General features: G+C 64.6%; 10 protein-coding genes. 8 read left to right on the forward strand and 2 right to left on the reverse strand.

Annotated elements, in window-relative coordinates:
- The first annotated feature begins 36 nt into the window (after positions 1-36).
- From GAU_RS18330 to GAU_RS18350, 5 genes are read left to right on the forward strand one after another with little or no spacing between them, the layout of a single operon-like run.
- Positions 37-1,128: an L-threonylcarbamoyladenylate synthase gene (locus GAU_RS18330; RefSeq protein WP_015895401.1), complete on the forward strand. Its 1,092-nt coding sequence runs from the start codon at positions 37-39 to the stop codon at positions 1,126-1,128.
- 14 nt (positions 1,129-1,142) lie between these two features.
- Positions 1,143-2,060, forward strand: coding sequence for an enoyl-[acyl-carrier-protein] reductase (locus GAU_RS18335; RefSeq protein WP_015895402.1), 918 nt, complete (start codon positions 1,143-1,145; stop codon positions 2,058-2,060).
- Between the two features lie 46 nt (positions 2,061-2,106).
- Positions 2,107-4,023: an ATP-binding protein gene (locus GAU_RS21425; RefSeq protein WP_052574539.1), complete on the forward strand. Its 1,917-nt coding sequence runs from the start codon at positions 2,107-2,109 to the stop codon at positions 4,021-4,023.
- 25 nt (positions 4,024-4,048) lie between these two features.
- A complete protein-coding gene (locus GAU_RS18345; RefSeq protein ID WP_015895404.1) occupies positions 4,049-4,510 on the forward strand; it encodes an SRPBCC family protein in 462 nt (153 codons plus the stop codon).
- 27 nt (positions 4,511-4,537) lie between these two features.
- Positions 4,538-5,746, forward strand: a complete 1,209-nt coding sequence (locus GAU_RS18350) for an MFS transporter (RefSeq protein WP_015895405.1) — start codon at positions 4,538-4,540, stop codon at positions 5,744-5,746.
- A gap of 116 nt (positions 5,747-5,862) precedes the next feature.
- Here GAU_RS18350 and GAU_RS18355 read toward each other — a convergent pair whose 3' ends face one another.
- Positions 5,863-9,150, reverse strand: a complete 3,288-nt coding sequence (locus GAU_RS18355; RefSeq protein WP_197526013.1) for a WD40/YVTN/BNR-like repeat-containing protein — start codon at positions 9,148-9,150, stop codon at positions 5,863-5,865.
- A 223-nt stretch (positions 9,151-9,373) separates the two neighbouring features.
- Here GAU_RS18355 and GAU_RS18360 point away from each other — a divergent pair, with 223 nt between their 5' ends.
- From GAU_RS18360 to GAU_RS21430, 3 genes are read left to right on the forward strand one after another with little or no spacing between them, the layout of a single operon-like run.
- Positions 9,374-10,243 (forward strand): SPFH domain-containing protein, encoded by an 870-nt coding sequence (locus GAU_RS18360; protein ID WP_015895407.1) that lies wholly within the window; start codon positions 9,374-9,376, stop codon positions 10,241-10,243.
- A gap of 36 nt (positions 10,244-10,279) precedes the next feature.
- The gene (locus GAU_RS18365) at positions 10,280-10,546 is read left to right on the forward strand and encodes a hypothetical protein (RefSeq protein WP_015895408.1); all 267 of its coding nucleotides are present in this window, start codon (positions 10,280-10,282) and stop codon (positions 10,544-10,546) included.
- A 9-nt stretch (positions 10,547-10,555) separates the two neighbouring features.
- Positions 10,556-12,187: an alpha/beta hydrolase family protein gene (locus GAU_RS21430; protein WP_052574540.1), complete on the forward strand. Its 1,632-nt coding sequence runs from the start codon at positions 10,556-10,558 to the stop codon at positions 12,185-12,187.
- On the opposite strand, the gene GAU_RS21435 is transcribed toward GAU_RS21430, so the two are convergent.
- Positions 12,180-15,074 (reverse strand): alpha/beta hydrolase, encoded by a 2,895-nt coding sequence (locus tag GAU_RS21435; RefSeq protein ID WP_169307733.1) that lies wholly within the window; start codon positions 15,072-15,074, stop codon positions 12,180-12,182. The two genes, GAU_RS21430 and GAU_RS21435, sit on opposite strands and share 8 nt — an antisense overlap.
- Positions 15,075-15,205: the final 131 nt, after the last annotated feature.

Here is a 15,205-nt window from a genome sequence, read left to right on the forward strand (position 1 = left end):
CCTGCACCGGCGCACGATTGTCGATAGAGTATCGGGATGCGTGTTGTTGCCGTGGACGCCGTCCACCCCGATCCCGATGTGCTGGCTGATGCCGCACAGATCCTTCGTGCTGGTGGGCTGGTGGCCTTTCCGACGGAGACGGTCTACGGGCTGGGGGCCAACGCGCTCGACCCCGATGCGGTGGCACGCATTTACGCCGCGAAGGGCCGGCCGGCGTGGAATCCCGTGATCATGCACGTGGCCAGCGCCGATATGGCGGCCGGATTTGCATCGCACTGGCCGATCAGTGCGGCACGACTGGCGGAGCGCTGCTGGCCCGGGCCGCTCACGCTGGTGGTACCTCGAGCGGATCATGTGCCGGACATCGTGTCCGCCGGCGGCGATACCGTGGCCCTGCGTGTGCCGTCGCATCCGGTGGCACTGGCGCTGATCACCGCCGCGGGGTGTCCTATCGCCGCTCCGAGTGCGAACCGGTTCACCCAGGTGAGCCCGACCACCGCGCAACATGTGGTGGCCTCGCTGGGGGATCGGGTGGGTTTGGTGCTCGATGGTGGCCCCAGTACCGTGGGCATTGAAAGCACCGTGGTGGATTGCACCGGTGACACGGTCACGATCCTGCGCCCCGGCATGCTGGGTCGGGAGACGCTCGAAGCGGCGCTCGACGGATTGGGCGTGGCCGTTCGCCATGCGGCGCCACGTGCCGTTCCACATGCCGCCTCACAGGCCTTGGCAGAGGCTTCCACGCATGCCGATGATGGCACACCAGCGGCCCCCCGTTCGCCTGGCATGGCAGACCGGCACTATGCCCCGCGTGCCGATGTGTGGTTGTTTGCGCCGGAGCAACAGGCCGAGGTGAGCACAGCGTTGATCGCGCGCCAGGAAGGGTCAGCGGACTCCGGGCCGACCATGGCGCTGCTCCGTGGCACGGTGTTCGGTCCTTCCTCGGGCAATGGGCCGGAGATGATGACGCTGACCATGCCGCAGGCGCCCGATGCGTACGCGCGAGCCCTCTACGCGGCGTTGCATGAGGTGGACGCGCGGCGTGCGTCGCTCGTGCTGATCGAGATGCCTCCCGACGAGCCGGGATGGGAAGGCGTGCGGGACCGGCTCACGAGGGCGTCCCGGTAGAGTATCTTTCGGGCATGCTACCTATCGATCTGACTGGAAAGCGCGCCCTCGTGGCGGGCGTTGCGGATGACAATGGTTTTGGCTGGGCCATTGCCAAAGCCTTCGCGGAAGCGGGTGCGAGTGTGTGTGTGGCCACATGGCCACCAGCGCTCAACATCTTTCTGAACCTGATCGAGCGCGGCAAGATCGACGAGTCGCGCCAGATGCCGGACGGTTCATTGCTCACCTTCGAGCGCATCTATCCGCTCGACGCGGTATATGACGCACTCGAGGATGCCCCCGCCGATGTGCGCGAAAACAAGCGTTACAAGGAACTCGGCGATTTCTCCATCGACGGCCTCGCACAGCGTCTCGTGGCCGACTTCGGCGAGCAGCCGCTCGACATCGTCTTCCATTCGCTGGCCAATGGCCCCGAAGTGAAGAAGCCGCTGCTCGAGGTCAGCCGCGCGGGTTACCTCGCTGCATCGAGCGCCAGTGCATACTCGCTCGTGTCGATGGTGCAGCGCTTCGGTCCGCTGATGCGTCCGGGCGGTTCGGTGTGCTCCCTCACGTACATGGCCAGTGAGCGCGCCATTCCGGGTTACGGCGGCGGCATGTCGTCGGCCAAGGCCCAGCTCGAAAGCGATACCCGTGTGCTGGCTTTCGAAGCCGGCCGGAAGTGGGGGCTGCGCGTCAATACCATCTCGGCCGGTCCGTATGCGTCCCGTGCGGCCAGTGCCATCGGCATCATTCAGACCATGGTCAAGTATTGCGCGGCCAATTCGCCGCTTCCGGAAGAACTGGAAGCCCGTGAAGTGGGCACCACCGCGGCCTTCCTGGCCAGCAAGTTGGCCAGCGGTATTTCGGGGTCCACCGTGTATGTCGACAAGGGCTATCACGCGATGGGCATGGCGGTGACCATGCCCGCTGGCACCGAGCAGATCAGCGGCTGATTTCCCCGGCGTTCTTCAGCGCGTTCCGCTGATCCACTTCTGACCCGTGACCGACCCGGCGCTACGCACCGTAGACTCTGGTCCCCCCACCGTGCATACGGTGCGGGGACTGGGACTGCGCGCACGGTTGCTGGTCATGTCGTTGGTGACGATGATGCCGCCGGTGCTGGTGGCCACCATGGTCGATCTGCGCAATGACGGGTGGCCCGGCGCGCTGTTGCTGGCCGGTGCGTTCGCCGCCGGCGGTGTCATTGCCTATGCCGCGGGCACGTACATCGTACGCCCGGTGGAAGCCCTCATTCAGGACGCCCATGTATTGTCGGCCGGCCTGTCTGGACATCGGTCCGTGATCCGCTCCAGCGATGAAGTGGGGCAACTCGCCGTAGCGCTGAACCAGATGGCGGAAACGATGGAGCGTCGCACCGCGGCGCTGGCCGACAATGAACGACGCTATCGATTTCTGTTCGACTCCAATCCGCTCCCGATGTGGGCATGGGATGCGGAAACGACCAACATTCTCGCGGTGAATCAGGCCGCGATCGACAAGTACGGCTACAATCGTGAGCATTTTCTCACGCTGCAGATCGTCGACCTGATCGATCCATCGGAGATGGAACGCTTCAGCGGCGCACGTCTCCCGTTTTCCGAAGCCCGTCAGAATGCGGGCAGTTGGATGCACCGCACGGCCACCGGCAAGCGGCTCGAGATGGAGGTCATCACCACCTCTTCGCGTCGCCTGGGTCGCGCCAGTTGGTTGTCGGTGGGCATGGATATCACCGCACGCCGTGAAGCCGAGCGGGCACTCGCGCGCAGCGAAGAACAGCTTCGCCAGGCGCAGAAGATGGAAGCCATCGGCACGTTTGCCGGCGGCATCTCGCACGACTTCAACAATCTGCTCACCGGCATGCTCGGCTACTGCGATCTGTTGTTGTCGCAGCTCAATCCGAGCACCGAAGCATTTGCCGATGTGAACGAGATCCGTGCGCTTGCGGTACGCGGCACCGAACTGTCTCGGCAAATCCTGGCGGTGAGTCGCAAGGCGGTGTTGCAGCCCGCCGTGCTCGACCCCAACGCCATCGTGTTGGGACTCGACCGCCTGCTGCGCCGCCTGGTGGGTGAACACATTGCGTTGCACACCCATCTCGACAGCGAAGTGGGTACGGTGCGCGCTGATGCGGGGCAGCTCGAACAGGCCCTGCTCAATCTGGTCAGCAATGCCCGTGATGCGATGCCGAGCGGTGGTCGCATCGACATCCGGGTCGGACCGATCTCGCCGGAGCAACGTCAGCGTTTCACGCTCGACGCTCAGACCGAGTGGACGTCGATCAGTGTCGCCGACAACGGTACGGGCATGAGCGACGATGTGAAGGCGCACATCTTCGAGCCGTTCTTTACGACCAAGGCCCGCGGCAAAGGCTCAGGACTTGGCTTGGCGCTGGCCTGCAGCATGGTGGAACGTGCCGGCGGTGAGATCCGGGTGGAATCCACACTGGGTGTGGGCACCACCATGCATCTGCTGCTGCCGCGTCTCGATGAAACCGTGGAACGCCCCAGCGACGCGGATCAGGAGTCGGGATCACTGGCCGGCACCGAAACCATTCTGCTGGCCGAAGACGAAGACGCCGTGCGCACCGTGGCCACGGCGGCGCTGGAGCGTCGTGGCTATCGTGTGCTGGCCGCCGCCAATGGTGATGCGGCGCTGGCCATCTCATTGGCATTTCCCGGGCGCATCGACCTGCTCGTCACCGATGTGGTGATGCCGGGAATGAATGGACGTGCCCTGGCCGATCGCCTCGTGATGCTGCGTCCTGGTTTGCCCGTGTTGTATGTGTCGGGGTACACCGACGACGAGGTCCTGCGAAAGGGAATCAGCGCCGATGAGCGCACGCTGTTGGCCAAGCCATTCACCTCGCTGGAACTGTCCCGTCGGGTGCGCACGATGATCGACGGCGCGGCCGTATGACTCTCTCTCACCGGACCGTGCCCTCATGATGAACTGGATTCTTGTCGTCATGGGTGTCATCGCATCGATCATCCTGGCGATGCTGATCGGCGGCCTGATGGCGCCGGCGCGTCTCGATATCACTCGCACCATTCGCATTGCCGCACGCCGCGATGAGGTGTGGCGCGTGGTGCGCGGCGTGCAACAGATCCCCGACTGGGCACCGCAACTGCCAGCGCTCGAAGTGACGCAGGAAGACATGCCATCGACACTCACGGTGCGTCTGCGCAATGACAGCCAGGAGCTCGTCGGTGAATGGCGGCTTCGGCTCGAGGTGGCAGGTGACGGTACCGACCTCTCGGTGTTCGAATCGAGTGTGACGAGCAACCCGATTGCGCGCTTCCTGCGGAGTTTCCGCAATCGCAATCTGCGCGTGGACGGCTTTCTGGGTGGTGTGGCAGAGCAGTTGGGCGACTATCGCGCGACGCCGCGAGATCAACAGCAGTAGGAACGCGTTCGCCCCCGCTGTCCCATCATGACCATGCGCGCTGACGACACGCATCCGGACCGCTGGCGCATGCTGGCGCTGATTTCGGTGGCGGAGCTGCTCGGCATGTCGGTGTGGTTCACGGGCAGTGCCGTTGCGCCCCAGCTCACAGAGCGTTGGGCGCTTTCGGCCACGGACGTGGGGTGGCTCTCCACGGTGGTGCAGCTCGGGTTCGTACTCGGTACGGCACTGTCGGCGGTGCTCAACCTGGCCGACGTGGTGCCAGCCCGTCGGCTGTTTGCGACTGCCGCGACACTGGGCGCGTTCAGCAATGCGTTGCTGTTGCTCGCCCCGAGCTATGGTTGGGCGTTGGTTGCACGCGCACTGTGCGGGTGCTGCATCGCGGGCGTGTACCCGCCAGCCATGAAAATGGCGTCCACCTGGTTCCGCGAACGGCGTGGGTTGGCGGTGGGCACAGTGGTGGGCGCACTCACGGTGGGCAAAGCCTCACCGTATCTCGCGCAGGCCATTCCCGATGTCACGGTGCGGGCAGTGGTGTTCGCGTCGAGTGGCGCAGCATTGGTGGCGGCTCTGCTCATCGGATGGCGCTATGTGGATGGCCCGTATGCGTTTCCGGCACGCCGCTTTTCATGGGGCCTGGTGGGCACGGTGTTTCGTGAGCGCCGTTGGCGGTTGGCAACCGGCGGCTATCTCGGACACATGGCCGAGCTGTATTCGTACTGGACGTGGATTCCCGCGTTTCTTGGCGCGAGTGCGGTGGCGCATGCGGCGGCGACCGGCTCGCCGGTGCCGACGCGACTGGTGGGTCTTTTGTCGTTCGGCGTGATCGCGGTGGGTGGCATCGGCTGTTTCTGGGGAGGGCTCGTCGCCGATCGCATCGGCCGCGCGCGCCTGGTGAATCGCGCGATGGCACTGAGCGGTGCATGTGCGCTGCTGATCGGCCTCACTTTTGGTCGCTCGTGGTGGCTGCTCGCGCCACTCGCTCTGGCGTGGGGATTCTTCGTGATCGCCGACAGCGCGCAGTTCTCGGTGCTGGTCACCGAAAGTGTTCCGCCGCACGCCGTGGGCACTGCGCTCACCGTGCAGGTGTCCATTGGTTTTCTACTGACCACCGTCACCATTCAGATCGTGCCGCTGCTGGTGCAGTGGATTGGGTGGCAGTGGGCATTTGCGGCATTGGCGCTCGGGCCGCTGTTGGGCATAGCGAGTATTCGGCGATTGCAGCGGCTGACTTGAGGTTGATCTACTTTTTGCCGCGGATGACACGGAAATGCGCGGCAAAGCAGTAAAAAGCTGCCGACCGATCACGAGACCGGCCGGCAGCTCTTCAACTCACAGCAACATCGAGACGACTACTGCAGGCGATAGTCGCCCGTCTCGTCTTCTTCTGCGCTGGTCTGACGCGCCCCCGGAGTATCGGCCGCCTTCACTTCAATGGCCGGATGTCCGTGCTTCTTGCGGATCTCGTCGATGGCGGGGATCAGATCCTTGTACGCCTTGCGCAGTTCCACGAGATAGCCTTCCAGCTCCTTCGTGAGCAGATCGAAGACCTGCTGTGACTGCCGCGTGGGACGTGCTTCGGTGCTGGCCACCACACCCGACAACGCCGCGATCTGGTTGTTCACCTTGATCGGGTAGTTGAGCGGATCCTGACCCGATTGGTTCTTGACCTGATAGATCTCCGCTTCCATCGCGCTGATCTTCTGATCGAGATCCTTCACCAGCGTCGCGTAACGCGCCGAGTCGCTGCCGACCGCGTTCATCTTCTCGACCGCCTGCTGACGGACGTAGCGCACCGTGCGCACGGCGTCATTGGCATCGGTGGTCCGATCGCGGATCTGCATGAGCAGCTTGTACTGCGCCAGGAGATCGGCGCCCGTCGCGTTGCTACGCGGATCCTTCTTCACCACCAGGCGTGCATCACCCAACGACTGGCCGTCCACGAGCAGACGCACCGTGAAATTGCCGGGCGGAATGAGCGGACCATTGGTGGCGCCGGCCCACATGATCATGCCCGGGAACGTGGTCGCATCGCCTTCGCGGAGATTCCACGAGAACGTGTTCATGCCGACGTTGTTCGAAGGCGGACGATCCGCCGCCACCGAGCGACGGCCACCAGCGGCAGGCGTCGGCGCGACAGCGTCGCTGGCAAAGCTGCGAATGGTGCGGCCGGTGGAGTCGCGGAACTCGATGGTCACGCGCTTCGCCGGCTCCTTGAGCCAGTAGTACACGATCGTGCCGGCCGGCGGGTTCTGACCCACCGGTGAGGCTGCGCTGCCGCCGCCACCAAAACCACCGCCCCAGTTGAGACGGTACGCCGCGCTCGGCGTGAACAGGTGCGCCCGCTTGGCCAGCAGCGTGGTGTTCACCTGACGCAGCAGGCTGATGTCGTCCATCACGTAGAACGACCGACCGTGCGTACCGGCAATGACATCGCCCTCCTTGATCGCGATATCGTGCACCGGCACCATCGGCATGTTGCGGCGCAGCGAGAACCAGGTGCCACCGTCATCGAGCGACGCCCAGAGGCCACGTTCGGTGCCGGCGAACAGCAGCCCCGGACGCACCTCATCTTCGCGAATCACACGCGTGAATTCGTGGGCCGGAATGCCGTTCGGCTTGCCGCTGCCGTCGATGCGCGTCCACGTCTTGCCGAAATCCGTCGTCTTGAAGAGATACGGCTCGTTGTCGTCCATCTGGAAGCGGTTGGCCGCGACATACGCCGTACCGGCGTTGAAGTGGCTGGCTTCGATGATGGAGACACGCGCCCATTCCCGTTCCTTCAGGATGGCCGGCGTCACGTTGGTCCACGACACGCCGCCATTGCGGGTGACGTGCACCAGGCCGTCGTCGGTGCCGGCCCAGATCGTGCCCTTGGCGATCGGTGATTCGGCGATCGCGAACACCGTGCCGTAGTACTCGACGCTGGTCTGGTCCTTCGTGATCGGACCACCCGACGGACCGAGCGTGCGCGGATCGTTGCGTGAAAGGTCGGGCGAGATGGCGGTGTAGCTGTCGCCTTCGTTCACCGTCTTGAACAGCACGCTCGAGCCGACGTACAACGTCTTCGGATCGTGTGGGCTCACCAGCAGCGGGAACGTCCACTGCATGCGGTACTTCGCGTCCTTCGCATCATGGCCCATCGGATTGAGCGGCCACGGATTGATGTCACGCGTGAGTCCCGTGCGCATGTCCTTGCGCGTGAGGTAGCCGCCGTAGCTGCCCGCAAACACGATGTCCGGGTTGTTCGGCAGCGGCGCAATGAAGCCCGACTCACCACCACCAGCGTCCTTCCACATGTCGATCGTGATGCCACCCGGCGCACGCGACGGACCACACAGCGTGCTGTTGTCCTGCTGCGCGCCGCAGATCTGATACGGGAAGTGGTTGGTCGTGGTGACGTGATAGAACTGCGCCGTGGCGTAGTCCTCGTCCGTCCAGCTCTTGCCGCCGTCGGTGGACACGTTGGCGCCGCCGTCGTTGGCCTCGATCATGCGGTTCGGGTCTTCCGGCGCGACCCAGAAGTCGTGCGAGTCGCTGTGCTTGACGCCCTGCACGTTGCTCCACGTCTTGCCACCATCACGCGAGACCTGGAACGACACGTTGCTGGCGTACACCACATCCGGATTCTTCGAATCGGCGTAGATCTTCATGTAGTACCACGCCCGCTGACGCAGCTTGCGCTCGTCATTCACACGCTGCCACGTGGCGCCCGCATCATCGGAGCGGAACACGCCGCCTTCTTCGGCTTCGATGATGGCATAGAGACGCTTCGAGTCACCACCGCTGACGGTGACGCCGATATTGCCCCAGAGACCCTTCGGCAGACCGGGGTTCCGGGTGATCTCGGTCCAGGTGTCGCCACCATCGGTGGTCTTGAACATGCCCGAACCCTTGCCGCCTGAGACCAGCGTCCAGGGCTTGCGATGCGCCTGCCAGAAGCCGGCATACAACACGTTCGGGTTGGCCGGATCCATCACCAGATCGGCCGCGCCCGTGGAATCATCGCGGAAGAGCACCTTCTGCCAGTTCTTGCCGCCGTCCTTGCTGCGGAAGATGCCGCGCTCGGCGTTCGGGCCCCACACATGCCCCTGCACCGCCGCGTACACAAGCTCGGGGTTCGTGGGGTGCACGCGCACCTTGGCGATCTGACGCGAATCATTCAGACCGATGTTGACCCACGTCTTGCCACCGTCGGTGGTCTTCCACATGCCATCGCCATGGGAGACGTTGCCGCGGATCGCAAACTCGCCACCGCCGACATACACGACATCGGGATTGCTCGGCGCCACTGCGACCGCACCCGTGGTGCCGCCGAAGTAGCCATCCGTCATCGGCAACCAAGTGTCACCACCATCGGTGGTCTTGTAGACACCACCGCCGGTGGTGCCCATCCAATACTCCTTCGGGCGGGCAACCGAACCGGCCACCGCGACGGAGCGACCGCCACGGTACGGACCGATCTCGCGCCACTTGAGCGAGGAGATGGCACCGGTATCGAACGGCGCCGACAGCAACCCAGGACCCGCGGGACGAACAGCAGCGGGACGCGCCGCCGGTCGTGCCGTTTGAGCACCTAGGGGCAAAACAGGAGTTAGCGCCGTGGCCAGCAGGGCCAGGCGCGGAACGAGGTACTTCACGGGGCGGGACCTCCGTATATGTGAATGACGCATTGCGACTATTGCGAAGGCATTTCCTCACCGCAAGGCTTTTTCCCTGACGTGCCTCCGGAGCGGTCCACAGAACCCGCCCACGGCGGCGCGCCGTACGCCTCGTCTCGTTCCCTGAAACCGTTCGGCCCACCTTGCGTAGAGAGATACTGAAGTGATATCACTTTAATACCAACCCCCTCCAGAGGTTTACATGCTTCGCGAAAACGAGGTTCGTCCGGTGCCTGGGCTCCTCGTGGCGATCCTGCTGATCGCCGCGATCCCCGCCTCCGTTGCCCTGATCATTTGGGGCTCCCGGTACTCCGCACCGGTGTCCATCATCGCCGGCGGTATCGGCATCACGGTGGCGTCGTTGAGCTTCAAGGGGCTCTTTACCGTGGACCCCAACGAAGGGCAGGTACTGACCCTGTTTGGCAACTACGCGGGCACCGTGCGCCGCTCGGGCCTGTGGTTCGTCAACCCGTTCATCCATCGGACGGCGGTGTCGCTGCGGGTGCGCAACTTCGAGACGAACAAGCTCAAGGTGAACGACGCGCAGTCGAACCCCGTGGAAATCGGCGCCATCGTGGTGTGGCGCGTGACGGATACGGCCGAAGCCATCTTCGAAGTGAACGACTACGTGCAGTACGTCGCCGTGCAGAGCGAGTCGGCGCTGCGGGCATTGGCGTCCACGCACCCGTACGATTCACACGGCACGGGTGAGATTTCGCTCAGCACACACCAGACCGAGGTCAACAAGGGCCTGCTCGAGGCGCTGCATGAGCGCCTGGCCAAGGCGGGTGTGGAAGTGATCGAAGCCCGAATCAGCCACCTGGCCTATTCGCCGGAGATCGCGGCGGCCATGCTGCAGCGTCAGCAGGCCAGCGCGATCGTGGCGGCGCGTCAGACCATCGTGGAAGGTGCCGTGGGCATGGTGGAGATGGCCCTCGAAGCGCTCAAGGCGCGTGACATCGTGGAACTCGATGGGGAACGCAAAGCGGCCATGGTGAGCAACCTGCTGGTGGTGCTCTGCTCGGAACGTTCGGCGCAACCGGTGGTGAACACCGGCTCGCTGTACACCTGATTCAGCACGTGACAACCGTGTGCCCGGTACTGCACCATGGCTGAACGCAAGTCGTTCCTCCTTCGGGTGGATCGTGACGTGCTCGACGCGGTGCAGCGCTGGGCGAACGACGATCTGCGCAGCCTGAACGGACAGATCGAGTTTCTGCTGCGGCATGCACTCCGCGATGCGGGGCGTATGCCAAACACGAAGACCGACCGGGCCACCGGCCGGCACACCGATTCTCCAGCGGATTCTTCATCGGATCCACAAGCCGATCGACGCGATGTCGACCAGCCAGATGCCCTCTCCTCCGACGAATGAGTGTGTGACATGTTGCATCTCATCTTCCGACGCGGTCGACGCGTCGGTCTCGCGACCGTCGTCCTTGTGCTGTGTGGCGTGATTGCCGGCCTGGTGCTCGCGCGTTCGGCAGGCGCGCAGGCTGCGCCATCGGCCGGCATCATCCCGCCCACCTTGTTCGTCTACCTGCGCGGGAATGACACGGTCGCCACCGAGACGTTCAGTGCGGACGCGGGTGCGTTGCGCGGGGCATTGGTGCTGCGTGGACAGCCGTCCCTCATGTGGACACAACAACGCAGCGGCACCACGCTCACGGCGCTCGATGTGACCGTGCGCGCGGCCGGAGCATTGTCGGATGCTGCGCCGCTGCAGGAAGTGACTCTCACGCCGCGCAGCGACAGTGTGGTGATCGTCTCGCGATCGGGCGGCCGCTCACGCACGCAGGCCGTGGCCAGTCGTGATGGTGCCCTGCCATTGGTAGGGCAGTCGGTCATGCACGCCGCTGTTGTCTCCCGTGCGGCCAGACAGATGAATCGGCGCGTGGTGCCGGTGTTCATGGCCTCCGGCCTGCAAACCCTCGACGGCACCGTGGTGACCGTGGGTGACACCACCACGCTCTCCATCTCGGGACTCGCCGTGCGCACCGTGTGGAGGGGTGACCTGCCCGTGGAAGTCACGGTACCGGCGCAGGGACTGCGGGCGGTGCGCGCCACGGGTCCGATCACGCTCGCACCGGCTGACGCGATCAGCTACAACGCGCCGGTGAACGCACCGTATGGTGCCGAGCAAGTGACCATTCCCACCTCGCGGGGCTATACACTCGCCGGAACACTCACCAAGCCGACGGGCGCTGCGGGCAAGGTGCCTGTGGTCATCACCATCAGCGGCAGTGGCCCGCAGGAACGCGATTCCCGGCTGCCCGGCATTCGTGGCTATCAGCCGTTCCGCGAGATCGCCGACACACTCGGCCGCCGCGGCATCGCCGTCCTGCGTTATGACGATCGTGGCGTCGGCGCGAGCGGCGGTGCCTCGTCGCGCGGCAGTGCCACCAGTACGGACTTTGCCGACGATGTGCAGTCGGTGATTGCGTGGCTCAAGACCCGCTCCGATATCGACCCGGCCCGCATTGCACTGGCCGGTCACAGTGAAGGTGGACTCATTGCGCCCATCGTGGCGGTGCGTGAGCCATCGCTGCGTGCCATCGCGTTGCTGGCCGGACCGGCGTACGATGGCCGCCGCATTCTGGTCTCCCAGAACGAGACGGTCATCAAGGAGCTTTCCGGCGTCACGGACGCACAGCGGGATTCGCTGCGTCGTCGTGTTCCGGCGTCGCTCGATTCCGTTGAGCGCACCAATCCGTGGTTCGGCCAGTTCATGCGCACCGATCCGCGTGTGATGCTGCGGCAGGTGAAGCAGCCCGTGCTGGTGCTGCAGGGTGACACCGATCTGCAGGTCACGCGTGAACAGGCAGATTCCATCGCCACCACGCTGCGGGCCGCCGGCAATCGTCGCGTGACCCTGCGTCATTTCCCGGCTACCAATCACCTCATGCTGGCCGATTCAACGGGCGCGCTCAATGGCTACGCCCTGCTGCCCAACACGCAGGTGCGCCGAGAAGTTCTCGGCGCCCTCGCGGATTGGATGGTGCAGACACTCAGATAGGCGCCCGTACCCCACGCAACGATCCCTGCCACTCGACGATCCAGCCGCGCGCCCGCCAGCGCGCGAGCAGGGCGTCGTATTCCGGTTTGTAGTTGGGAACACCCAGCATGGGTGAGTAGACCCAACGATGCGTGGGCGAGTACGCCGTGAGCACACCCGGCGCATCAGGCAGATCGATTGCCTCGAGCCACAGCGAGTCGTTGCCCACGCGCACCCATCGTGGTGTGGTGGGCACGACCATGGCTGTTCGTGGAGCGGTCTTGCCAACGGCTTTTGCCGATCCGGCGATGGAGGTCGGATCGGTAGCCAGCAGTGACTGCACGACGGCGCGCGTGCCCGGTGCGACATAGAGTGCGCGGTTGCTGCGTGCAAACCATCGCGCGCCCCCGTTGCCCATACCAGGGCGCGCCACGACGCCGGCTGCGAGACCGACGCCCGTTGCTCGTGTGAGCCAGGCGTCGATCGTGGGCAGCGATCCTTCGGATTGTGCGGTCTCGAAGAGCACCCATCCACCGCCGATGCGCACGGCGCCGGCACTGCCCACCAACTGCGGAAACACCACAAAATGGTCGGCCGTCACGCGCACCGAATCGAACGGCAACTGCCACATGGGCCGGCGTTCGGTGGCGAGATAGCGTGCCGCCATCTCGTCACTGATGGCAAACGAATCCGCCGGCGCTGGCGCATTCACGGTGATGGCGAGTGCCGTGATCCGCTTGTATGGGCGGCCAACACGCCGGATATCACGTTGCCGCGGCAGGAAAACACCCGGTGGTACTCGCGTCCAGTTGGAGAACCAGATCTCCACCGACATGACCCCCCACGACGCGAGGCCAAAATCGTTTGTTTCGTCGGCGACGAACCGCACGAGTGCCGGCAGGCCATCGGTACGACGCAGGAACCAGGTGGACGGAAAGCCATCAACCGTGGCGAACACACGGGCATGTATCACACCGTCGATGGACGTATCGCGTTGCGCGTGCAGATCGCCAGCCTTGCGCGCCAGCAGCAACATCTGCTCCGGCGCAAAAGCAAACTGCTCTCGGCGCTCGGTGATATACGCGATGTTGAGGGGCATGACGGTGGGTGTACCGCCCGGCCCATTGAACGAGCGGGCGGCGACCGTATCACGCACGATGTCGACGAATGTGCCACCGGTCAGCGGCATCCGCACATTGCGCCATCCTTTGAGCGCATAGTTGCGCAGATCGCTGTTACGCTCGAAGGACGGCTGGTCCGGATACGGATGTTCTGCAAACGTCGTGCGCTGCCACTGCGTGAGCAGATCCATGCGCATGGTCGTGATCGCCCGGAGTGCGGAATCACCGCCCATGCGCGCGATGGCTCGATCGAGCAGGGCGGATGCCACACGATCTGCCGGAGGTGCCGACGCTGCTGCCGGGGCTCGTGCTGATGCTGATGCGGGCGTTTCAGCACCAGCGGGTGGAGCCGGCACGCGCAGCATCGGCGTCGTGATGGTATCCGAAGCGACGGTCTCTCCGTTGAGGAACCGGGCCAGCACCTCCGCTATACGAGGTGATGCGACCCACAGGTCGTCATCATGGCCGGCTCCATCGAGCAGCAACGTGGTGGCGCGCCGGAATCCGCGTCTGACCTCATCGGCATTACTCGGCGGTGTTCGCCCGTCCATGCTGCCGCTGATGAACAGAGTCGGCGTTGCTGACCGAAGGGGCGCACGGAAGGCGTCTCCCAGATCGGGCACACCAAAATCTGCGGCCTCGAGTGTGGTCCACGGAAAATTGAGTGCGCTGCCCAACACGCTCCGTCGCTCGCCGTTCTGCACCAGTGATCGACGTGCCCGACTGGCACCACTCGCCAGATCCATGGCCAGTGGCATGGCCGCAGGGCGCAACACCGCGTCGCGCAATCCACTGACCAACTGCGCCACCAGAGAAGCATCGCCTTGCTGCACCTGACTGAGCATCACTGGAACGAGCGACGCAGTCTGTGTGCGCCCCAACGCAGCCGCCACGGCGAGTTGCAAATCGAAGGCGCCGATCACCATCGGTCCGCCCACACCTGGCGGTCCCTGCACCGTGCCCGTGAGCGGGCGCTTGGCCAGTGATTGCACCGCGTCTCGCAGCGACCGCTGCAGATCCGGCGTCATGGTGCGGGCCACCGGATCCTTGGCCGACCACGCCGACAGTCGACCCAATATTGCATCCGCATCGCGGGGATCTTTCCAGGTGTGATCCGGTCCTTCGGTACCCATCAACACCACACGCTGCACGACGGTGGGGTGCAGCCGCAGTGTGGCCAGTGCGAGATGCGTGCCATAGCTCATCCCCCAGAGACTCACCTGCTCCACGCCCAGCGCACGGCGCAGCGCATCGATGTCATGCGCGCTCTCGACCGTCGTGTATGCGGCCAGATCGACACCCTGGCCCCGCCACCACGCCACACAACGCGATGTTTCCTGCTGCACCGTCGCCACGTAGCGTGCTTCGGTGATCAGCGAATCATTGTGCAACGGCGCCGCCGCAGGGCGTGGGCATGACGGCGGAGGGTCAGAACGACCGGTTCCGCGTTGATCGAGCAGAATGACATCGGCATGTTGCCGCACGGCATCGAAGACGGGCCAGCGACCACCTCGGGCCGCTTCGATACCCGACCCGCCGGGGCCACCCGCCAGGTAGATCACCGGTGCGATGCCCGGTGTCGCACGAATGGCACGCAGTCGTACCACACGCAGTGTCTGCGCGGGGCCGTTGGGCACGGCATGACGACGTGGCACATCGAGCACCCCCAATTCGGCGTCGATGCTCCCGTGCGCGCGTGTGACGAGTGTGTAGGGTTCGAAGCGGATCTGCGATGAAGCACCGGATTGGGCGCTTGCCGCTCTAAGCGTGGCAAGGGAGGCCAGCACCAAAGACGCGGTGAATCCGACCCGTCGAACGATCCGTGATCGCCGGTACGCGATCCGCTGTGTGGAGCACATTGATGTGAGCATGGATGCACAGTGCGGCCTCCTGACACGCTTCGGTGCACACAATCGCC

It is taken from the genome of Gemmatimonas aurantiaca T-27, from assembly GCF_000010305.1.
GTDB classification, from domain to species: domain Bacteria; phylum Gemmatimonadota; class Gemmatimonadetes; order Gemmatimonadales; family Gemmatimonadaceae; genus Gemmatimonas; species Gemmatimonas aurantiaca.

What these genes read in the sequence shown, in the direction of transcription:
- GAU_RS18365 (WP_015895408.1), top strand. Translation starts at nt 10,280, where the DNA reads ATGGCTGAACGCAAGTCGTTCCTCCTTCGGGTGGATCGTGACGTGCTC.
- GAU_RS18360 (WP_015895407.1), top strand. Translation starts at nt 9,374, where the DNA reads ATGCTTCGCGAAAACGAGGTTCGTCCGGTGCCTGGGCTCCTCGTGGCG.
- GAU_RS18350 (WP_015895405.1), top strand. Translation starts at nt 4,538, where the DNA reads ATGACCATGCGCGCTGACGACACGCATCCGGACCGCTGGCGCATGCTG.
- GAU_RS18330 (WP_015895401.1), top strand. Translation starts at nt 37, where the DNA reads ATGCGTGTTGTTGCCGTGGACGCCGTCCACCCCGATCCCGATGTGCTG.
- GAU_RS18345 (WP_015895404.1), top strand. Translation starts at nt 4,049, where the DNA reads ATGATGAACTGGATTCTTGTCGTCATGGGTGTCATCGCATCGATCATC.
- GAU_RS21430 (WP_052574540.1), top strand. Translation starts at nt 10,556, where the DNA reads ATGTTGCATCTCATCTTCCGACGCGGTCGACGCGTCGGTCTCGCGACC.
- GAU_RS18335 (WP_015895402.1), top strand. Translation starts at nt 1,143, where the DNA reads ATGCTACCTATCGATCTGACTGGAAAGCGCGCCCTCGTGGCGGGCGTT.